Origin of the sequence: Bacillus sp. SN1, assembly GCF_002796895.1 — a bacterium.
Taxonomy (GTDB): Bacteria; Bacillota; Bacilli; order Bacillales; family Bacillaceae; genus Bacillus; species Bacillus inaquosorum.
In genome coordinates this window covers 1216184-1236445 of the sequence record NZ_PHIE01000001.1, presented here as the reverse complement: position 1 = coordinate 1236445, position 20262 = coordinate 1216184, and the positions used below count along the sequence as shown (strand labels likewise).

The 20262-nt window shown below is 43.6% G+C and carries 24 protein-coding genes; 18 read left to right on the top strand and 6 right to left on the bottom strand.

Going from position 1 to position 20262, the window contains the following annotated elements:
- From CVV77_RS06035 to CVV77_RS05950, 18 genes are all read left to right on the top strand, one after another.
- Positions 1–444 carry a phage tail tube protein gene (locus tag CVV77_RS06035; protein WP_003239114.1) on the top strand — a complete coding sequence of 148 codons (444 nt, stop codon included), beginning with the start codon at positions 1–3 and terminating at the stop codon, positions 442–444.
- A gap of 90 nt (positions 445–534) precedes the next feature.
- Positions 535–981, top strand: coding sequence for a phage tail assembly chaperone (locus CVV77_RS06030; RefSeq protein WP_003327445.1), 447 nt, complete (start codon positions 535–537; stop codon positions 979–981).
- A 41-nt stretch (positions 982–1022) separates the two neighbouring features.
- Positions 1023–1163, top strand: coding sequence for a hypothetical protein (locus CVV77_RS06025; RefSeq protein ID WP_080010069.1), 141 nt, complete (start codon positions 1023–1025; stop codon positions 1161–1163).
- Positions 1164–6422 (top strand): transglycosylase SLT domain-containing protein, encoded by a 5259-nt coding sequence (locus CVV77_RS06020; RefSeq protein WP_100274845.1) that lies wholly within the window; start codon positions 1164–1166, stop codon positions 6420–6422. It abuts the gene before it with no gap.
- Positions 6415–7074 (top strand): LysM peptidoglycan-binding domain-containing protein, encoded by a 660-nt coding sequence (locus tag CVV77_RS06015; protein ID WP_024121074.1) that lies wholly within the window; start codon positions 6415–6417, stop codon positions 7072–7074. Before CVV77_RS06020 ends, CVV77_RS06015 begins: the two co-directional genes overlap by 8 nt.
- Positions 7075–7089: 15 nt before the next feature.
- Positions 7090–8067: an XkdQ/YqbQ family protein gene (locus CVV77_RS06010; RefSeq protein ID WP_100274844.1), complete on the top strand. Its 978-nt coding sequence runs from the start codon at positions 7090–7092 to the stop codon at positions 8065–8067.
- Entirely contained in the window at positions 8067–8333 is a 267-nt protein-coding gene (locus CVV77_RS06005) for a DUF2577 family protein (RefSeq protein ID WP_019258157.1), read from the top strand. The genes CVV77_RS06010 and CVV77_RS06005 overlap by 1 nt, the downstream gene beginning before the upstream one ends.
- Before the next feature lie 58 nt (positions 8334–8391).
- Positions 8392–8817 (top strand): DUF2634 domain-containing protein, encoded by a 426-nt coding sequence (locus CVV77_RS06000; RefSeq protein ID WP_019258158.1) that lies wholly within the window; start codon positions 8392–8394, stop codon positions 8815–8817.
- Positions 8810–9856: a baseplate J/gp47 family protein gene (locus CVV77_RS05995; RefSeq protein WP_100274843.1), complete on the top strand. Its 1047-nt coding sequence runs from the start codon at positions 8810–8812 to the stop codon at positions 9854–9856. Before CVV77_RS06000 ends, CVV77_RS05995 begins: the two co-directional genes overlap by 8 nt.
- Positions 9840–10418 carry a YmfQ family protein gene (locus CVV77_RS05990; RefSeq protein WP_100274842.1) on the top strand — a complete coding sequence of 193 codons (579 nt, stop codon included), beginning with the start codon at positions 9840–9842 and terminating at the stop codon, positions 10416–10418. The genes CVV77_RS05995 and CVV77_RS05990 overlap by 17 nt, the downstream gene beginning before the upstream one ends.
- Positions 10415–10687, top strand: coding sequence for a hypothetical protein (locus CVV77_RS05985; protein ID WP_003232665.1), 273 nt, complete (start codon positions 10415–10417; stop codon positions 10685–10687). Before CVV77_RS05990 ends, CVV77_RS05985 begins: the two co-directional genes overlap by 4 nt.
- Before the next feature lie 2 nt (positions 10688–10689).
- A complete protein-coding gene (locus CVV77_RS22635; protein ID WP_100274841.1) occupies positions 10690–12801 on the top strand; it encodes a terminase in 2112 nt (703 codons plus the stop codon).
- Positions 12802–12812: 11 nt separating this feature from the next.
- Positions 12813–13142: an XkdW family protein gene (locus tag CVV77_RS05975; protein WP_088111063.1), complete on the top strand. Its 330-nt coding sequence runs from the start codon at positions 12813–12815 to the stop codon at positions 13140–13142.
- A complete protein-coding gene (locus CVV77_RS05970) occupies positions 13139–13303 on the top strand; it encodes an XkdX family protein (protein WP_100274840.1) in 165 nt (54 codons plus the stop codon). Before CVV77_RS05975 ends, CVV77_RS05970 begins: the two co-directional genes overlap by 4 nt.
- Before the next feature lie 43 nt (positions 13304–13346).
- Positions 13347–14186 (top strand): phage-like element PBSX protein XepA, encoded by an 840-nt coding sequence (gene xepA, locus CVV77_RS05965; protein ID WP_100274839.1) that lies wholly within the window; start codon positions 13347–13349, stop codon positions 14184–14186.
- Between the two features lie 52 nt (positions 14187–14238).
- Positions 14239–14508, top strand: a complete 270-nt coding sequence (locus CVV77_RS05960) for a hemolysin XhlA family protein (protein ID WP_060398448.1) — start codon at positions 14239–14241, stop codon at positions 14506–14508.
- A gap of 12 nt (positions 14509–14520) precedes the next feature.
- Positions 14521–14784, top strand: a complete 264-nt coding sequence (locus tag CVV77_RS05955) for a phage holin (protein ID WP_003239099.1) — start codon at positions 14521–14523, stop codon at positions 14782–14784.
- A 12-nt stretch (positions 14785–14796) separates the two neighbouring features.
- Positions 14797–15690 (top strand): N-acetylmuramoyl-L-alanine amidase, encoded by an 894-nt coding sequence (locus CVV77_RS05950; protein ID WP_084995081.1) that lies wholly within the window; start codon positions 14797–14799, stop codon positions 15688–15690.
- A gap of 36 nt (positions 15691–15726) precedes the next feature.
- Here the strand turns inward: CVV77_RS05950 and spoIISC are convergent, their stop codons facing one another.
- The 6 genes from spoIISC to steT all read right to left on the bottom strand — a co-directional run bounded on the left by spoIISC (position 15727) and on the right by steT (position 20198).
- A complete protein-coding gene (gene spoIISC / locus CVV77_RS21970) occupies positions 15727–15864 on the bottom strand; it encodes a three component toxin-antitoxin-antitoxin system antitoxin SpoIISC (protein ID WP_119913750.1) in 138 nt (45 codons plus the stop codon).
- A gap of 84 nt (positions 15865–15948) precedes the next feature.
- Entirely contained in the window at positions 15949–16119 is a 171-nt protein-coding gene (gene spoIISB, locus CVV77_RS05945) for a three component toxin-antitoxin-antitoxin system antitoxin SpoIISB (RefSeq protein ID WP_003239095.1), read from the bottom strand.
- Positions 16119–16865: a toxin-antitoxin-antitoxin system toxin SpoIISA gene (spoIISA, locus tag CVV77_RS05940; protein WP_003239094.1), complete on the bottom strand. Its 747-nt coding sequence runs from the start codon at positions 16863–16865 to the stop codon at positions 16119–16121. Before spoIISA ends, spoIISB begins: the two co-directional genes overlap by 1 nt.
- A 109-nt stretch (positions 16866–16974) precedes the next feature.
- A complete protein-coding gene (locus CVV77_RS05935; protein ID WP_088111059.1) occupies positions 16975–17976 on the bottom strand; it encodes an inorganic phosphate transporter in 1002 nt (333 codons plus the stop codon).
- 12 nt (positions 17977–17988) lie between these two features.
- Entirely contained in the window at positions 17989–18606 is a 618-nt protein-coding gene (locus CVV77_RS05930; protein ID WP_003218470.1) for a DUF47 domain-containing protein, read from the bottom strand.
- Positions 18607–18881: 275 nt separating this feature from the next.
- Positions 18882–20198: a serine/threonine exchanger gene (steT, locus tag CVV77_RS05925; RefSeq protein ID WP_100274838.1), complete on the bottom strand. Its 1317-nt coding sequence runs from the start codon at positions 20196–20198 to the stop codon at positions 18882–18884.
- Positions 20199–20262: the final 64 nt, after the last annotated feature.

Genomic DNA, 20262 nt, shown 5'->3' with positions numbered 1-20262 from the left:
ATGGCATTAAAAGCTCAAAACACAATTTCAGGTAAAGAAGGCCGCTTATTTCTTGATGGCGAAGAAATGGCGCACATCAAAACATTTGAAGCAAACGTCGAGAAAAACAAGTCTGAAGTAAACATTATGGGCCGCCGCATGACAGGCCATAAAACAACAGGGGCAAACGGAACTGGAACAGCAACGTTTTATAAAGTCACATCAAAATTCGTGATCCTGATGATGGACTATGTCAAAAAAGGCAGCGATCCATACTTCACACTCCAAGCTGTTCTGGATGATCAATCCTCCGGCCGAGGCACAGAGCGAGTCACGCTGTACGACGTCAACTTTGACTCTGCCAAAATCGCAAGCCTTGATGTCGATTCAGAAGCGTTAGAGGAAGAAGTTCCATTTACATTCGAAGACTTCGACGTGCCTGAAAAGCTTTCTGACACGTTTTAATCAAGGTTGAACAAGCCATACGCAGACCTTTCTCAGAAAGGTCTGTTTTTTACACGATGAAATCAATCAAAAGACAAGGGAGTTTTTTACATGAGCGAGAAGAACGAAAACGTATATGATCTTTCCTTTTTTATGCCGGGAAAAACAATTGAAGCTGAGGAAATCAAAGTGCCGATCTCAAAGCGTTTTGTTGATAAAAAAGGGGACATCGTACCATTTATTTTTAAAGCGATCACGACGGAGCGCATTGATGAATTAGAGAAAGAAACAACAACTTATAAAAATGTCAAAGGCAGAGGCCGTGTAAAAGATTTAGACAGCCAGCGCTTTTATGCCCGAATCGCAGTTGAATCAACCGTTTATCCGGACTTCCGTTCAAAAGAGCTTCGAGAAGCTTACAAAACGGCCGACCCGGTAGAAGTTGCGAAACGCGTCCTCTCAGTTGGAGGCGAATATGCGAACTGGTTAAACAAAGCGATTGAGATTAATGGTTTCGAAGATGAATTAGAGGATCTGGAAGAAGAAGTAAAAAACTAATCAAGGATGGGCATAAAGAAGCCGTGTACCTCTACTATGCGATGCACGAGCTTCATTATTCTCCATCAGATTTATTAAAACTGTATGAAGCGCCTAGAAACTTTAAGGCGCTTTTGTATGGGCTGATTGGATATAAGCTAGATCTCCTTGAAAAACAAGCAAAGAAAGGAGGGGCATCGTAATTGGCAAAGTTGACAGCAAGATTTGAAATGGAAGACCGTGTAAGCAAAAAGTTAAGAAAAATACAAAATGGATTTAGGTCGCTTGAAAAGTATAGAAAAATGGTGCAGCGAAAAAGCGCTATCGATATACGAAAAGAAAGTAAAACTGTATTAAAGACAATTGACCGCATACAAAAATCATTAAAGAAAAAGCTTGGCGCTCAAATGATTTCCATTTCAGCTGAGGATAACGCCAGCACTGTCATTCAGCAGGTTCAAATTCAATTGCAGGGATTGCCGGCATCTGTATCCATTAAAATAGACGCTAGTGATCGAGCAACAGAAAAGTTTGAACGATTAAGAGAGCTTGTTGCGGGTTTTAAAGGCTTTACGATTATGCTGAGCGCGGAAGATCAAGTTTCGCCGGCTGTGCAAAAAATACAGCGTTATATGGAAACCGCACTTAAAAATGGTTACTCTGTTACGATACGCGTAATTGATCACGTCATGAAAACAGTCGGTCGAATTTCAGCAGGCATTGATACACTCACACAAAAAGATAATCAAATTCAGCTCACTTTAAATGATCAGGTATCAAAAAGGCTGGATGAACTTCAGAAGAAAATTGATAACTTTGGGAAACTAAAGACAGCTGAGAAAACAGCTCCCCCAGCAGCTAAGAAAGCAGAGAGCAAAAAGGGAGAAGAAAAAGAAGGCGGTTCCTTCTGGGGAAACCTCGTTGAAGAAGGCAAAAAAAAGATTAAAGAAAAGCTAGATGAAAAAGTAACTGAATATAAAGAAGCCGTTATTGATCGTGTTACCCAAAAATTTGAAAAGTTTAATCCGGAAAAAATACTAGATGATAAGTTTTATGCTTTATTAGATAAAGTGTTCGGTCCCGAAGAAAAAACTCCGGCAGAAAATGCGTGCTGCTGCTGCAACGGATTGAACCCAGGATCTGGAGGAGCCACAGAATCAGGAGGCGGAGGCCTTTTAGATTCATTTATTAGTGAAGGTACAGCCGGTATCAGCAATGCAATTGAGGAATTAAAAAATACCTTTTTGAAGGAATTTGAACATTTTACACCCGAATCGATCACCTCAAAATTAGAATCATACACAGAATCCATTACATCTAAAATGACAGAGATAGCTGAGAAGTTCAGCCCGGAGGCGATTTTAACAGAGCTGGATAAGTTCACAAGCTCCTTTATGGGAAAAGTGGACGAAATCGCAAGTAAATTCAGTCCAGAGACGATTTTGACAGAGCTGGATAAGTTCACAAGCTCCTTTATGGGAAAAGTGGACGAAATCGCGACGAAGTTCAGTCCAGAGACGATTTTGACAGAGCTGGATAAGTTCACAACATCATTTATGGGCAAAGTGGATGCAATCGCGTCAAAGTTCAGCCCAGAAACGATTCTGGCTCAGCTGGATAAGTTCACAACATCATTTATGAGTAAAGTGGATGCGATTGCGACAAAGTTCAGCCCGGAAACGGTTCTAAAACAGCTGGATAAGTTTACAGGCTCTTTTATGAAGAAAGTAGATGAAATCGCAAGTAAATTCAGTCCTGAATCCATTTTTAAACAGTTGGATAAGTTTACAGGCTCATTTATGAAAAAAGTAGACGAAATCGCAAGTAAATTCAGCCCAGAAGCTATTTTTAAGCAGCTGGACAAATTTACAGATTCCTTTATGAAAAAAGTAGATGATATCGTAAGCAAATTCAGCCCGGAAACTATTTTTAACGAACTGGATAAGTTTACAGATTCCTTTATGAATAAAGTGGACGATGTCGTAAGTAAATTCAGCCCGGAAACCATTTTTAACGAACTGGACAAGTTTACAGACTCCTTTATGAAAAAAGTGGATGATATCGTGAGCAAATTCAGTCCAGACGCGATTATCACTAAAGCAGAAGACTTTGTAACAAATATTGTTGACAAAATCTCAGAAAAATTTAATTTTTTGAATCCGGATAAAATTGCCAATAAAGCAGAGAAGTTTTTTGATAATATTGTCTCGAAAATCGCAAAAAAGTTTGAGAAATTCAGCCCTGATAAAATTATTGAAAAAGTGGGAGAGTTTTTTGAAAAGATTATAAAAGGTATTGCTGAAAAGCTGGGGAATTTGGATTTTGGAGGCCTGCTTGGCAGTGAAAGCAAAGGCAAACAAAAAGCCTCCAAAGCCAATACTAAGAACTCAACTTCTAACAACTCAAACCGCACTAAAAAACCTTCTATGAACCAAAAATCATCAGGTTCTAAATCAAAGAAGTCAGGCGGTAAATGGGGCGGGGCTTGCGGCTGCTGCTGTGCTGGAATCAGTACAGGCAAAAGCAAAAAAGTCAAAAATAGAAACGGTTCATCAACCAAAGACAATAAAACAAATTCTGTGAATACGCCTAAATCTGCAAAAGCAGCTAAAGGAGCATCAGGCAAAGGTTTTTCAGGTCTTATGAAAACATTGGGAGAATCAAAAGGCTTAAAAGGTGGACTGAAGGGCTTAAAAGGAGCCGCAAAAGGGATACCGGGATTAGGTGAAATTTTGTCTCTTACTGACTTAGCCGGAATCAATAAGGATAATGCCGGTGAAAAAGTTGGTTCAGCCGGCGGAGGTTTAGCCGGAGCAGCTGCCGGAGCGGCTATTGGAAGCGTTGTGCCGGGAGTCGGAACTGCTATTGGCGGTGTTGTAGGAGGAATTGCCGGGACTTTCGGTGGTGAAAGTTTAGGGAAGGCAATTGATGCCGGCGCTCTAAGTGATACATGGAATAGCATTACAGAAGGCGCGCAAAATGCCTGGTCTGCCATTCAAGATACTTGGGGAACTGTATCAACATGGTTTACGGACAATGTTTGGACACCAGTGTCATCCGCGGTTGTGGGGGTGGCTACAAGTATATGGTCTAACATCGTAAACGCATGGACAACGATACAAACGATATTCAGTACTGTTTCAACATGGTTTACGGACAATGTCTGGACACCTGTGTCAACCGCAGTTGTGGGTGTGGCTACAAGTATATGGTCAAACATCGTAAATGCATGGACAACGATACAAACAATTTTCAGTACCGTATCAACCTGGTTTATGGACAATGTTTGGACACCAGTATCATCAGCCGTTGTAGGTGTGGCTACAGCTATATGGTCTAAAATTGTAAACGCATGGACGACGATTAAAAATGTGTTCAGTGCAGTTGCTTCATGGTTTATGAGCAATGTGTGGGGCCCAGTCAAATCCGCTGTTATCGGAGCTGCAACCACAATCTGGGATAAAATGACTGGTGCTTGGAATAAGATTAAGAGTGTTTTCAGTACGGTATCGGGATGGTTCATGGATACAGTTTGGAACCCGGTCAAAAATACAGTCTCAGATGTAGGCAAGGGAATTTCTGACGCTTTCAAAAAAGCTATAGACACCGTCAAGAACATTTGGAAGGGTCTGAGCGGCTGGTTTAAAAAGAATATTCAAGAACCTCTTACAAAGGTTGGAGAAGCCATTTCAGATGCTTTTTCTAAAGCGTTCGGCTGGGTGAAGCAAATCTGGGATAAAGCTGGCGGCGTAGCTAGTAAAGTGATTAATTTTGTAACCGGCGGCGGAGATCCGAATAAAGGTAAGGATCCTGATAAAAAGGCCACAGGCGGCTACATCACCAAACCAACCATCTCGTGGATCGGTGAAGCCGGCAAGGAATTCGTTATCCCGGTTGACAACAACCGAGGCCGAGGGAAGATGCTTCTTTCACAAGCGGCGTCTAAGCTAGGTATGCAAGTTGTAGACGACATGGGTGCCGCTTCGTCTTCAGCTGGAAGTTCGGTATCTGTATCAGGAGGAGCGGCTGCCAGTCCGTTATCAGGATCAGCCTCCCCATCAATGGACACTGCAAATCTTACAGGCCAAACGTCCACACTCGGACAGCAATTTTCAGAAGGATTTGGTAAAGGCATCAGCAATCAGCCGGTTAAAATGGAAGATTGGAAGAAGAAAAACATCAATACGCCATTTACGCAAATGATATCGGCTTCACCAAACTACGGAAAACAAATGGTAAGCGGGTATGCCAAGGGCCAAAACGGTACAGCAACCGGAACAGACGGCTTTTTGCAATCAAAAGTTAAAACACCGTTCCAAGCAACTGTAAACAAATCGTCATCATGGGGAACAGGTACGGTCAAAGGCTTTGCGCAAGGACAGAACTCAACCCAAACAGGGACAGCGCAGTATGTAAGCTCACATGTTGACAAACCGTTCCTGCGTTCAAAAAACACATCCAACAGCTGGGGTTCTGGCTTGGTTGGAAACTTTGTGACAGGCATGAATTCTAAATCCAGTGAAGTGAAGCAAGCAGCAAAGGATATGGCGAAGAGAGTGGAGCAGGCTTTCCGTGAGGAATTAGATATCCATTCACCTTCTCGTGTCATGATGAGCTTAGGGCGTTTTGCTTCAATCGGTGTTGTCAAAGGTCTTGGATCAGTAGATGTAAAGAAATATGCTGAAAAACAAGCTGGATCACTGGCGGCGGCCTATTCAGGAATGGGCGCGATGAGCGGGAATGTGAAACAGTGGATTATGGCCGCTCTCATGGCCACAAAGACACCGATGAGCTGGCTTCCTGGACTAATGACGATTGCGCAGCATGAATCAGGCGGAAATCCGAATGCCATTAACCTATGGGACAGCAACGCAAAAGCGGGGCATCCGTCACAAGGGCTCATGCAGACAATTCCGAGCACCTTTAACGATCATAAAGCACCCGGCATGGGTAACATTAAAAACCCGATTCACAACGCAGCTGCTGCGATCGGCTATATTAAAAGCAGATATGGGTCAATCAACAATGTGCCGGGGATTAAAAGCTTGAATCATGGCGGACCGTATGTTGGATATGCCAACGGCGGGCTGATTACAAAAGAGCAAATCGCCCGTGTCGGAGAAGGAAATAAGCGGGAATGGATCATTCCGGAGGAGCGGGGCATACGCGGCCGCTACCTCCTTCAGAGAGCGGCACAGGCTCTTGGTATGGAAGTGACAGATCCATCTCAATCCCAGCAGTCTGAGCTTTCATCAGGACAAGTTTCCGCTGTTACTTCAGCTAGCCGGCCAACGGCAGCGGTTTCCGGATCAAAAGAGATTTATATTCAATTTAACGGTGACCAGCACTTTCATAATGGACAAGACGCCGAGACCCTTGCGGCGAAAATCAAGCAGGCGCTTGTAGACGAGCTGCAAAAGGATATCAATATTGGAACGAAGGGAGTCGTTGCATTTGACTAAATCCGTATATGAATTTTGGATTTCACAAGGGAAGGACAAGCTGCGGCTCCCCGTTCTTCCCGACCAGCTGAATATTTCAAATACGGTTCAGAATGAGACGGTTAAAGTAGCCAAGTTTGGTGACCTTACATTTATTGACGAACAGGGAGCGAAAGAAATTTCGTTCTCTTCGTTTTTTCCGAAGAAATACAGTCCGATAGCAGAATATCAAAACTTCCCGTCGCCGGAAAATGCGATAACAAAAATTGAAAAATGGATGAAGGCCAAAAAACCGGTTCAGTTTTTGATTACGGGAACCAAAGTGAATCTGACTTGCAGCATTGAAGGTTTTTCCTATAGCGAAGGCCAGCAGGATATCGGCGATCGCTCGTTTGATATTCAATTAAAAGAATACAAAACCGCTTCCCCCCGAAAAATCAAGCAGAAGAAAAAAACAAAGGCAAAACGTCCTTCGAAGGCTTCTCCGAAAACCTATACAGTGAAAAAGGGAGATACGCTGTGGGATATTGCCGGCAGGTTTTACGGGAACAGCACGCAGTGGCGTAAAATTTGGAACGCCAATAAAACAGCAATGATCAAACGAAGCAAACGAAACATCAGGCAGCCGGGCCACTGGATTTTTCCCGGTCAAAAATTAAAGATACCGCAATGAAACAGGTGATGTATGATGATAGAACTGTTTGTCATTAAAGACACAGAGTGGTTTGAGCTGGTAGCAGAAAGCGTATCGCTGGAAGGCCATCGTTATCAGGCGCCGCGCTCCATTGAAGCGACCATAGTTATCAAACAGGGCGACCAGACGTATTACAGCGTCACAGAAGGAGATACAGTCTTGTTTAAATGGAAGGGAAAAGAGCTTTTTCGGGGCATTGTTTTTGCAAGAACGCCGGACGAGCATACGCTTGCTTTCAGCGCGTATGATATGCTCCAGTATCTGGTCAAAAACCAGGATGTGTACGTGTTTTCCAACCAGCGTGCTGATCAGATGATCAGGAGGATTGCCAATGATTTTCAAATACCGACAACCTCGATTGCGAACACAGGCCATACAATCAAAAGCCTTGTCATAAAAAATGATACGACCCTGTATGACATCATCTTAAAAGCATTGAAACAGACGAAAAGCCAGACAGGACGACATTATCAGCTGTATTCGGAAAAAGGAAAGCTCGGTCTGCGCGCTTGGCCAGATCCGTCGGAAGTATGGGTGCTGGAAACGGGTGTCAATATCACGGGATACCAATACAGCACTTCCATAAACGACACTGCAACACGGGTGGTGCTTCGCCGGCAGAAGGACAATAAGACGTATAAAGCGTCTGCCAAGGACAGTTCAGGCTTAAACAAATACGGTGTGCTTCAATATACGGAAACGGTCACAGATGACATCAACCAGGCTCAGCTTCAGCAGCGGGCAGATGTGCGCCTTGCTGAAAAAAAGGGCGTGAAAAAAGAACTGAAAAATATTCAAGCAGTCGGCATTCCGGAAGTGCAGAGCGGCTTGCCTGTCTATATTTCCATTCCGGAGGCCGGAATCAAGAAAACCTATTGGGTTGATACGGACCGGCACGAGTTTAAAGGAACGAAACATACGATGACCATTGATGTAGTCGAAAAGAACACCATGCCGGAAGGAGTTTCCTGATGAGATTGAGTGAGGCGATTAAACATTTGGCCGTCGGCGCAGTTGACGCTGAGTCTCCGGTGGAACTGCTCCCAGCTGAAGTCGTTTCGGTTTCTCCTGTGGAAATCAAATTAAAAGAAAACAGCAAACTGATCATACCGGCTGACGCCATCATCATCCCAAAACGGATGCAGTCTGGAGGAGACGATGCACTCGAGCCGGGGGATCGCGTCATGACCGCGGCTCTGACTGGCGGTCAATCGTTTTTTGTTTTAGATAAAGTATAGACAAACCGCTTCAGCACGAAGGGGTTTTTATTTAGCTTGTCATAAAGGAGTGGGCACCATGGCCCTGACACCAGAAGTGGAGTTTGAGGATTTTGAAGATGATAGTGAAGTTATTGAAACCTCGCAAACCTACAAAATAGATTTTGAAAACGGAAGAATTACAAATGAACTGATTACCGGGCTTGAAGCGATCAGACAGTTCGTGTATATCGCCTTACAAACAGAACGTTATGCGTATTCCGTATACAGCCATAATGTCGGAAATGAGCTTCAGGACGTGCTTACAGATCACGAGACGACTGATGCCTACAAAAAAATGGAGATTCCGAGGCTGATAGAAGAGGCGCTGGTTTATGATGACCGGATATCTGCCGTAACAGACTTTGAGATAGAAAAACAAGGCGATGCGTTTCATATTTCTTTTGTGGTAGAGACAGATGAAGGGACGCTTGAGATTGAGGAGGTGATTGGCGAAGATGTTTGAAGATCAAACCTTTGAAGATATTATGGAGCGTATGCTGAACAGCATCTCCGCAGATATTGACACAAGAGAAGGCAGCGTCATTTATAATGCGTTAGCCCCGGCGGCAGCCGAGCTTGCGAAGTCATATATATGGCTGGATACTGTGCTTGAGCTAGTCTTCTCTGATACTGCGCAAGGCGAATTTTTAGACCGGCGTGCAGCGGAAGCGGGGATTGAACGGACAGCCGCGACAAAGGCGATCAGAGCGGGAGAGTTTACGTCTGGAGTTACCATTCCCGCGGGCTCCCGCTTTTACGTGGATAATCTTTATTTTCAATATACGGCAGACGGGACGCTCATCTGTGAAACACCTGGTGAAGCAGGAAACGCCAATCTGACCGGACGCAATTTACTGTCACTGGATACCATTCCCGGTTTAGAAACAGCCATTGTCAAAGAAATCCTGATTCCGGGACGGGAGGAAGAAGGAGATGACAGCTTACGAGAACGGTATTTTACAAGGGTTCGGCGTGAGGCTGTCAGTGCCAATAAAATGCATTATAAAGAGTGGGCTGAAGAAGTAGACGGTGTTGGAAAAGCAAAGATCTTCCCGCTTTGGAACGGGGAAGGCACGGTCAAAATTGTCGTCACGAATGCTAATCTTCAGCCGGCTTCCGATATCTTAATTCAAAAAGTGAAAGATTATATCGACCCTGAATCAGGACAAGGGGAGGGGCAGGCGCCAATCGGAGCCGTAGTTACAGTGGAAAGCGCGGTCTGGAAGGAAGTTGAGATTTCGGCCGAAGTGCTGCCTGAGATTAATCACTCGATTGATGAAGTGAAGTCGGAAATTGAAGAGGGCGTTTTAAATCTCTTTAAGAAAATGGCGTTCGAAGACAACGTCATCCGCCTATCGCAAATTAACAATATCGTCTATAATTCACCGTCCGTCAGTGATTATTCCAATATTAAAATCAATGGCACCTCTGAAAATCTGGTGCTGAGCGACGTGGAAATTCCTAAGCTTGGGCAGGTGAAAATCATTGAGCAAACAAGATGACATGAGAGCGTATCTGCCTCCGTTTCTCACCAGCCTTAAAGAAATGGCCGAGTTGCTGAAAGCGGAAGCGCCTGAGTTTGATAAACAGAATAACAGCATATTTGATCTGACGGATCAGCTATTTGTGCCGACAGCGACATGGGGGCTCAGCCGCTGGGAAAAGATTTTAAACGTGCCGCGGGAATCAGGGGATACCGATGAGATCAGACGATTGAGGCTCATTTCAAAAATGTCGAACATTCCGCCAATCACTTACAAAGCCATTGAGCAGGCGGTGAACCGTTTCTTGAAAAACCCGTCTGCACAAGTCCGCCTGCTTCCCGGCGAATACCGATTTAACGTGGATATCAATATTGATGACCTCCAGCATATGAATGAACTGATCGAAGCCATAGATAACATGAAGCCCGCTCATTTGGCGTATACGCTCAGAGGCGGATTAAACGAGACGCTTCAAATCAAAGACACAGTCATCCTGAATCATCGCAGATACCGAACAGCTAGTGAGCTGAAGGTCGGTTATTCTGTCACCCTTAACAACAATGAGGTGGTTTTACCTTGATTTCAACCATATACAGAGAACGCACAGCGGCAGATCTAAAAAGCAGAATCGATCACGTGCTGCTCAACGGCCAAAAAACAGAAATAGTAGAGCTCGCCATTGACGGTGCGACAGTCACCGTTCTGACAAAACGCGAGGAAGACATCAAGCATATCGAAACGGTACAAATTTTTGACGAGCTGGGCAATGTGATCACAGAGAGAAAGACTGATCTGGACGTCAGCGAAAACAGAACACTCGATTTCAGATTTACCTTTGAGGTGGTGTAAACATGGCATACGAAGAAAAAACAGACTGGCTCCCCGACGACCCGATCAACGAAGACGACGTCAACCGCTGGGAAAAAGGCATAAAAGACGCCCACACAGACCTAGCTGCCCACAAAAACGACATGAACAACCCCCACAACACAACAAAGGCGCAAGTCGGGCTGGGGAACGTGGATAACGTACAGCAGGCAGCGAAGAAGGATTTTGACCAACATGAGCAAGATCAGGTTCGGCATATTACAGGGGAAGAGCGGGACAAATGGAATGGCGGTCAGTTATCTAAGATTACAAATGATAATGGACAACCTATGTTCAATATCACGAGTGATTTCCATACAGAACTGTTGAATTATCCTACATTGACTTATTTTTCTTATACTGGCACGCCTCTAAATTCACCAGGCGGCTCAGGAAGAGGATTTTGGACTTGCAGTGACAGCAAATTAAATGGTCATGTAATTGTGATGACAAATGATAATAAAACTTTCCGTAAAACTCTCTTAAACGGCAACTGGTCAAATTGGATTGAATTAGAGACGACGGAGGGCGCTCAAACAAAAGTGAACGCTCATGCAGGAAAGGCGGACATACATGTCACACAATCAGACAAAGACAAGTGGAATAACAGTCAGCTTTTTAAAGTCACAGCAGACAACGGACAAGCAAAAATAAACTTAAGCGAAACAGATGATTTCCATGAAATTGTTCCGAAGTACACTGGAATGGTTCATTTCACCTCCTTGTCAAAAACGGTGAATGGTCCAGGCACTTCAGTCAGGGGCATATGGACAATTAATGCTACCGGGAATTACGGACAGATTATCGCTTTTGATAACGCTAATAAAACGTATCGGAAAACGATTACAGGAGGAAACTGGTCCGATTGGATTGAATTAGAGACGACAGCTGGAGCGGAGGCGAAAGTATCTAATCATGCAAAAGATATTTCAGTGCATATTACTACAATAGAACGTAATAAGTGGAATAATGGTCAACTTTCTAAAATTACGAATGACTCAGGTGGAGTTCTTGTTTCAATTGGAGATACAGATGATTTCCTTAGTAAGATTGTTCAAACAGGAAAAACGTTTGGCACATTTTATTCTACTGGGAAACCAACAAATGCCCCTTCTACATTGTCAACCAGAGGTTTTTTTCATTTTACATCAACTGACAGTAATGGCAATGGCACTTATGGTTATGTAGTTGCTGTTGATTATAAAAATAACTTGTACACAAATTACGTTGATGGAAATTTAGGTTGGCAGGGATGGAATAAAATTTCGACTGAAAGCAGTGCACAGGAAAAAGCAGATAAATCTTTAGCGTCTGCAAAAGACTATATAAATTCCAATTTTACAAATGAAAAATTAACCATTCTAACAGGTGCCAATGCTATTCTAGATGCGAGAACTGGCGGTGATGCTTACCCTTTGGGTATTACTTTGATGGACATAGGTCAAGAAAATACGACAGGTTATCCATTAAAGATGGGCATTGTGAAAAACGAAAAATACAATAGTTATCGATTTACTCAGTATTTTTATAGTAATGGCAATTTTTCATATTCATACGCTGGAATAGGTATTTGGGTTCGTCATTGGTATCCGCAATCAGGTTGGTCAGAGTGGGAGAAAATATCTGGGTTTGCTCATGTGAATGTAGGCACTACAGGAAAACAAGAACTAATAAAAGGTGAAACTCAAAAAATTAATTATAATCGTATTATTAAGGACAGCCATAAAATATACGATACAAATAATTCAAGATTTATAGCAAGTCATTCAGGGATGTATTTAGTCGGAGCTAGTTTAATAATAGAAAACACATTACAATATTCTAATTTTGAGCTATATGTTTATGTCAACGGATCAAAATATAAATTAATGGATCAGTATAGAATGCCTTCCCCAAAAGATAATAATGACACTAGTGAATTTAATGCAACTGTCACAGGATCAGTTACAGTGCCACTGAACGCAGGAGATTATGTTGAAATATATGTATATGTCGGATATTCAGGTTCCGCTACACGCTATGTACAAGATAGAGACGGTATTATTAACTATTTTGATATTATTGAACTTGGAGGGCACAATTATCCTAGAGTATAGGAGGTGAAAAAATGATATTATACGACGCAATCATGTACAAATACCCTGACGCTGTGGCAAGAAAGGATTTTGAGCTGAGGAATGACGGCAATGGTTCTTATATTGAAAAATGGAACCTGCGCGCCCCCATCCCAACCCAAAAAGAACTCGAATCCTGGTGGGAGGAGCTGCAAAAAAACCCACCGTATGAGCCGCCTGATCAGGTGGAGCTACTCGCTCAGGAATTGTCGCAGGAAAAGCTGGCACGCAAGCAGCTTGAAGAACTAAACAAAACGTTGGGGAGCGAGCTGTCAGATATAAAGCTTTCATTACTTTCCTTGAAAGGAGATCATGCTGAATGAATTATTGGGTGCTTGCCCTCTATTATGAGTGGGCGACAACGGATATGGTAAAGCAGGCCTTAGCATATAAAGACTGTTCAATTGAGGATCTGGCAGAGGGTATGAACAAAAAGCTGATCACTTCTGACCAGTATAAAGAAATTACCGGTAAAGCCATGTAGGCTTTTTTATTTTGCTCGTTTTTACATGAAAAGGAGGATAAAAATGGTCAAGTATCAATATGAGTTTCCTCTCGATAAGACTGGAAAAGCTGGAGCTGTGAAGCCGTATAGAGGAGAAAAAACCGATTTTGTCACACCTGTTTCGAATCTCTCAGGTGTAGCGGAGATTTTAACAAATGCCGCGCTAAAGGCGACTGAGGCATACAGTCAGCTCGGGCAAGACAGGCTTGGCACAGTTCTGATTTCGAAAGTGAAGGGCTGGGCGTATGGAGATCGTGAAGGCACGCTCTTTATAGAAGAAAGCGACAACAACAATGCTTGGACAACGACAGCAGCAATTAATGTCGCAGCAGGTGTCCTGACGGAAACGGACTGGGTGTATCTGTCTAAACGCTATTACCGCTTCCGCTTTGTGAACGGGAATCTTCAGCAATCAGAGTTTGTTTTATACCAATCAGTCGGCGCGGGAGAAATGGATGTGCGTTTAAGTGAAAAAGCCCCTTTGCAGATTGACTTTTCGGAATATCAAACAGATGATGGACGGCTGAAAGTGGCAGCTGGCAAAACGTTTGACTTTGTCTTTCATGAAAATGCAGAGTCCGCTGGCGAAGGTGCCGTGTTACCTGTGGACGGCGCCGCCCATTTACTCGTTGAGCTGTATGGCACAGCGGAAACGAGTGAGGTGAAATTTTGGGGCAAATCGGTGTCAGGACAGAGACTTCCGATTAGAGGCGTGAAATCTGATGATGCCTCCGCTGCCTGCAGTACGTTAGGGAAAGCTGAGGCATGGGCCTTCGATATTAAAGGGTTTAAGGAAATCATCATGGAGATCGTCAGTATCACCGGCGGGACTCTTTCGATAAAAGGAACCGCTGTTTCATAACCATTTCGGCCCTCGGAAGGGAGGTGATCCGCATGTAAAGGAGGAGTGAATGATGCAGCAAGAGATAGATGTAAATGTGGTTCAGCAAGATTTAGCAGACATGAAAGGTGAGCACAAAGCTCTTGAGCAGAGGGTTTCCGCATTAGAACGCGTGTCTGACCGGCAAGATCAGCAAATCATGACGCTGAACGAAAAATTAAACAAAATTGAAGAAAATACAACATGGATTAAACGCACCATCACAGGTGCCATCATTACAGCAGTGTGCACAGGGATCATTGGCGGAGCTATCGCGATTATGTACAACCTGCTGCAGCATTAGAGGGGGATTTTCATGAAAACGTATGACAAAGGCACGGTCATCAGGACGGTGCTTCTTTTGGTTGCATTAATCAACCAGACCATGATGATGCTTGGCAAATCACCATTGGACATTCAGGAGGAGCAGGTCAATCAGCTTGCTGACGCTCTTTATTCGGCCGGATCTGTCATTTTCACTATTGGAACGACACTTGCCGCTTGGTTTAAAAACAATTATGTAACAGAAAAAGGGAAAAAACAGCGTGACTTGTTAAAGGAAAATAATCTGACGAAATAAGGAGAGATGAAAATGGTTAACATTATTCAGGACTTTATCCCAGTAGGGGCAAATAACCGCCCAGGCTACGCAATGACACCTCTTTACATTACAGTGCACAATACAGCGAACACCGCAGCCGGGGCCGATGCTGCGGCGCATGCCCGCTATTTGAAAAATCCTGATACCACAACAAGCTGGCATTTTACAGTTGACGATACAGAAATTTATCAGCATTTGCCTTTAAATGAAAACGGCTGGCATGCGGGAGACGGAAACGGCAGCGGCAACCGGGCTTCTATCGGAATTGAAATTTGTGAAAATGCCGATGGGGATTTTGCGCAAGCTACAGCAAATGCCCAGTGGCTGATCAAAACATTGATGGCTGAGCACGGTATCAGCCTTGCTAACGTTGTACCCCATAAGTATTGGTCTGGCAAGGAATGTCCCCGCAAGCTGTTGGATACGTGGGATACGTTTAAAGCAGGGATTGGGGGAGGCGGCAGCCAAACTTACGTCGTGAAACAAGGTGACACGCTCACATCCATAGCGAGAATGTTCGGTGTTACTGTAGCTCAGCTGCAAGAGTGGAACAATATCGAAGATCCGAATTTTATTCAGGTCGGTCAAGTGTTAATTGTCAGTGCTCCATCATACGCTGCAGAACCCGAGCTCTATCCGCTTCCAGATGGCATCATTCAATTGACAACACCATATACCTCAGGAGAACACGTCTTTCAGGTGCAAAGAGCACTGGCCGCTCTCTATTTTTACCCTGATAAAGGAGCTGTCAACAACGGAATTGACGGCATTTACGGACCGAAAACAGCTGACGCGGTTGCCCGTTTTCAGTCTGTTAACGGTTTAACCGCCGACGGTATATACGGTCCTGCGACTAAAGCGAAAATCGCAGCTCAACTAAGCTGATCACAGAACACAAAAATCCCGGAGCTGCTCCGGGATTTACTTTTTCTTCTTCAACTTTTTTAAAATTCCTGCACTCCGCTCCCTCACACGAAGCGAATACCCGGAAAGTCCAAACCTTCCGTAATCAACAAACTTCACACGCCTCACCAATTTTTTCACTGTATCACCTGACAATATCCTCTGTTTGTTTTAGTATATGTAACCCTTTAAGAAAAGGAATAAGGACAAGAGCTGTTTTCCCTTGTCCTTTTAGTGTGATCATGCTTTTTTTCGTTTATACTCGTCAATCAGCCGTTCGTTTTCTTTAAAGATTCTTGCTGTATGCGGACTGACTTGATAGCTTGCAACACTGGTGGTTGAACGTTTTTTTAGGATTTTAAACGGCTTCGCCGCTCGGGGCTCGCATCCGTTTTGAAACGCGCGTTCCATTATCCTTCACCTTCCTCCTCAATTGGCAGCACCAAATCATATATGCTCGTTAATGATGTGAAAAGCAAATAATCAAATTCAGTGACAATGCTGTCAGACGTCAGCTTGATGACATAGCTCTGTGTCTCGATGGTAAAAGGAATGAGAACCATTTTTCCGTATTGGTCGTAATAAACATCCTTTCGATCAAGCCGGGTTTGCACGTCTGCCGGATCGTCCATATGCTCGGTTAACCGGTCTTTATCAGCCTGTGTCGAATAGTGACAAAGGGAGGCTGTTAAATTCATTTTATCGGCATAGGTTTTCAGCAGCTTATCAATACCTTCAGCATATGCATCTATACTTCCATAATAAACATGGATCGGTTCGTTTTTCAATAGGTATTGGTATGTTTTCAGCCGATTGAGATACATGTGGAGCATTTCGTTGTTTTCTTCAAGGATTTCTCTTGTGTCTGTTTCCAGTTCGCTGCCGGCCAGTTTTTTGACGTATGCGCTTAAGAAGATGAAAGCGTCAATTAAAGCGAAACTGACAGCGACAATGAGGTACCGTTCCCAGTGGGTAAATAGGGAAGAGGGCTCATATGTCCAGTATACCATAGCGCCCAGAACAAACAGCAAGTACCATGTTTTCCGGATGGCGGACATTTTTTCTTTGACCTTCGCTTCGAACCGCCACGTGGCGTACACGTATAAGCCTAATCCGGCCATGACGCACCACACCATGATCTGAAAGAATAAAAGCATACATCAATCCCTCACATCTGAAATAGGTTCTGCTTATTGTATTCGAGAGATACGGCTGGTTTTCCTGTTTCATCAAAAAAACCGCTCCTTTGACAGAAGCGGTGTAACCTTAAAAAATCATATTTAAAATAAAGTAGGCGATGGCACCAAGTGTCGCTGAAATCGGAAGCGTGATGACCCATGTAATGAGCATCCGCTTAGCTGTACCCCAGTTTACGCCTTTTACCCGGTGTGATGCACCGACGCCAAGGATTGATGAAGAAATGACGTGGGTTGTGCTGACGGGCAAATGAATAAATGTGGCCCCGAAAATAATGGCTGCCCCGGTTAAGTCAGCGGATACACCGTTTACCGGACGAATCTTCATGATCTTTCCGCCAACGGTTTTGATGATTTTCCATCCGCCGATTGAGGTTCCGAGACCCATGGCTGTCGCGCAGGCGAATTGCACCCAAGTTGGAATATCATTAGCAGAAGTATGTAAATTCGCTGTGATGAGAGCCATTGTGATAATTCCCATTGCTTTTTGCGCATCGTTTGTTCCGTGTGTATATGATTGCAGGGCAGCTGTTACAATCTGCACTCTGCGGAATTGCTTGTTCGTTTTCGCCAAATTGCTGTCTTTGAAAATCAGCTTGACGATGCTGTAAAGAATAAAACCAAGGACAAAGGCAATAATTGGTGATAAGAGCAGTGCTTCAATGATTTTAATGAAGCCCTTATAATTTAACGCAGTAAATCCGGCTGCCGCAACTGCTGCACCGGCAATTGCCCCGATGATAGCATGGGATGAGCTGCTTGGGATGCCGTAGTACCATGTGATAAGGTTCCAGGTAATCGCAGCGACTAGCGCAGCCAAAATCACGACAGAGCCATTCTCTAACGTATAAGGATCTACAATGTCTTTCGTAATGGTTTTGGCAACACCTGTAAATGTCATTGCTCCGATAAAGTTCATCACAGCCGCCAATATGATGGCATGGCGTGGTTTCAGCGCTTTTGTTGATACCGAAGTCGCAATTGCGTTCGCCGTATCATGAAACCCGTTGATGAAATCAAACGCCAGAGCACAAATGACTATTAGTATTGTTAATATTAATAGAATATCCATTTTTACCCCTCGTTACGCGTTTTTCATAATGATGGTTTCAAGATTATTGGCAACACTTTGGCAAGAGTCGGCAATTTCTTCAAGCGTTTCGTAAATTTCACGATATTGAATGACTTTGATCGGATCTGTTTCATTTCCGAAAAGATTTTTTAATGATTTTCTGTGCAAGTTGTCACAACTGTGCTCATACTCTTTAATTTTGATCGCGTGAGGCTGAATATCCTTTAAGCGGTTTTCTGCCAGCAGCTCAATTGTAATCAAAATTTCTTTCGCACATTCTCTGATGTATCCGCTGAACTTGTCGATATGCTCGTCTGATGAAGTGATTGAGAAAATCTCCATCATGGCAGAGAAATGTTCGATTCCGTCAAGCACATCATCCAGGCTGTTTGTCAGCTGAAGGATATCTTCGCGCTCAATAGGAGTGATGAACGCTTTGTTAAGCTCTTTAATCATGACATGAACATGATTGTCACCTTTTGTTTCATATTCCTTTAACGTATCTGCAAATTCTTTAAGCGTCGTTTGGTTAGTAACCTTAAAATTCACAAAATATTCTGCAGTTTCGTCTATGTTCTTTGCAATTTCTGTTAAAAGGAGTGAGAACTTATCTTTTTTTCTTCTTATCATTAAAAACCCTCCATAGTTTGAATGAACAATGCACACATCAAATTATTATATAGCCTTTTGTCGAAAAAAAACAGGTAAAGTCGAAAAAAACGTATCTTGACTTTTTCAATAAATCGTGTCTCCTTATTTTGGCCTACTTCGCTTTAAAAAAACGACCCAAGTTTGCAAAATCTTTCTGCTTAACGTAAAAAGTATATCAAAAGTTGTGTTTTTCCTGTCAACTTTTATCTTCTGTTTCACCAAAAAACGGTTCCCTAAACAAGGGAACCGTTTTATCAGCTTGCTTTTCGTTTTTTCATCCAGTAATAAACAGGCAGTCCGGCAAGGCCGATGAGGATGGATAATCCGCAGCTCAGTGTATCTGTGATGAGTGTGCTGCCTAACACAAAGAGTGAGCCTGCGATGGCCAAAATCGGCATCAATGGGTAAAGCGGAACACTGTAGGCGCGCTTTTCTCCCTTTGTTTGCTTGCGGAGGATAAACACCGCAAAAAAGGCCATCACATAAAAAATGTAGATCATGAAAATCGAGATTTCTGAGAGCTTATCAGGGTTGCTGATCAGCATCATAATCAAAGACACGGCAATTTGGAAGGATATCGCAATCCATGGTGTGCGGAACGTCGGGTGTACATGTGACAGTTTTTCAGCAAATGGAAGCTGCTTGCGTTCCGCCATCGCAAATGACACACGCGGGAAAGAAAGGACCTTTCCGTTTAAGCAGCCGAAGATGCTTACAATAATCCCGATACTGATCAGCTTTCCGCCCATTGACCCGAACAGCATGGTGGCAGCCGTGCTCGTCGCATTTTCACCAAGTGTGACAATTTCGTTCGCAGACAGGATGTGAAGCAATGCAAAATTAATGAAAATATAGATGGCTGTTACAATTAATAATCCGCCCGTCATTGCACGCGGCAGCAGCTTTTCGGGATTTTTCATTTCTCCGCCGAGAGCGGCCAGAAGAATCCATCCGTCGTAAGCAAACAGTGTAGCCAAAATGGCTGCTCCGAAGTTCATATCGGAAATGCTTTCGTTTACAGCTGTGAAGATGTGCTGATCGCCTTTCCAAAGGCCAAAGATGATGATGCATGCGATCGGAATCAGTTTTCCGATCGTTGTCAGCGTTTGGACAAAGCCGCCGTATTTTGTACCGATAATATTAATGACGCATAAAAAGAGAACTGCTATAATTCCGATTACTTTTGATAGGCCAGATCCCCAGCCGAAAAGATTCGCCATTAAAGATCCAAAATATAAACCCAGTGCGCCAATAATCGCCGGACCGTAAATGATAATCTGCACCCAGCCGCACAAAAATCCCCAAAACTCGCCGTACACTTCTTCAAGGTACGTATAGAGCCCGCCGGTTTTTGGAATCTGCGTTCCGATTTCCGCGATTGTCAAACCGCCCGCCAGAGTTAAAATACCGCCTAACAGCCAGGCGAAAAGCGCTGTTTTTGAATCACCTGAATAAGCGAGCACAGCGCCAGGCTTCATAAAAACACCTGAACCGATAATGGTTCCGATGACAAGAGTAAGGGCAAACAAGAGGCCTATCTCTTTTTTCAAACCGTTGTCTTCAGTATGCATGTCCTTAACCTCCTATGATGTTGAAGCTTCATAATGAAGAATCTATTTTTCATATTGTAAACCC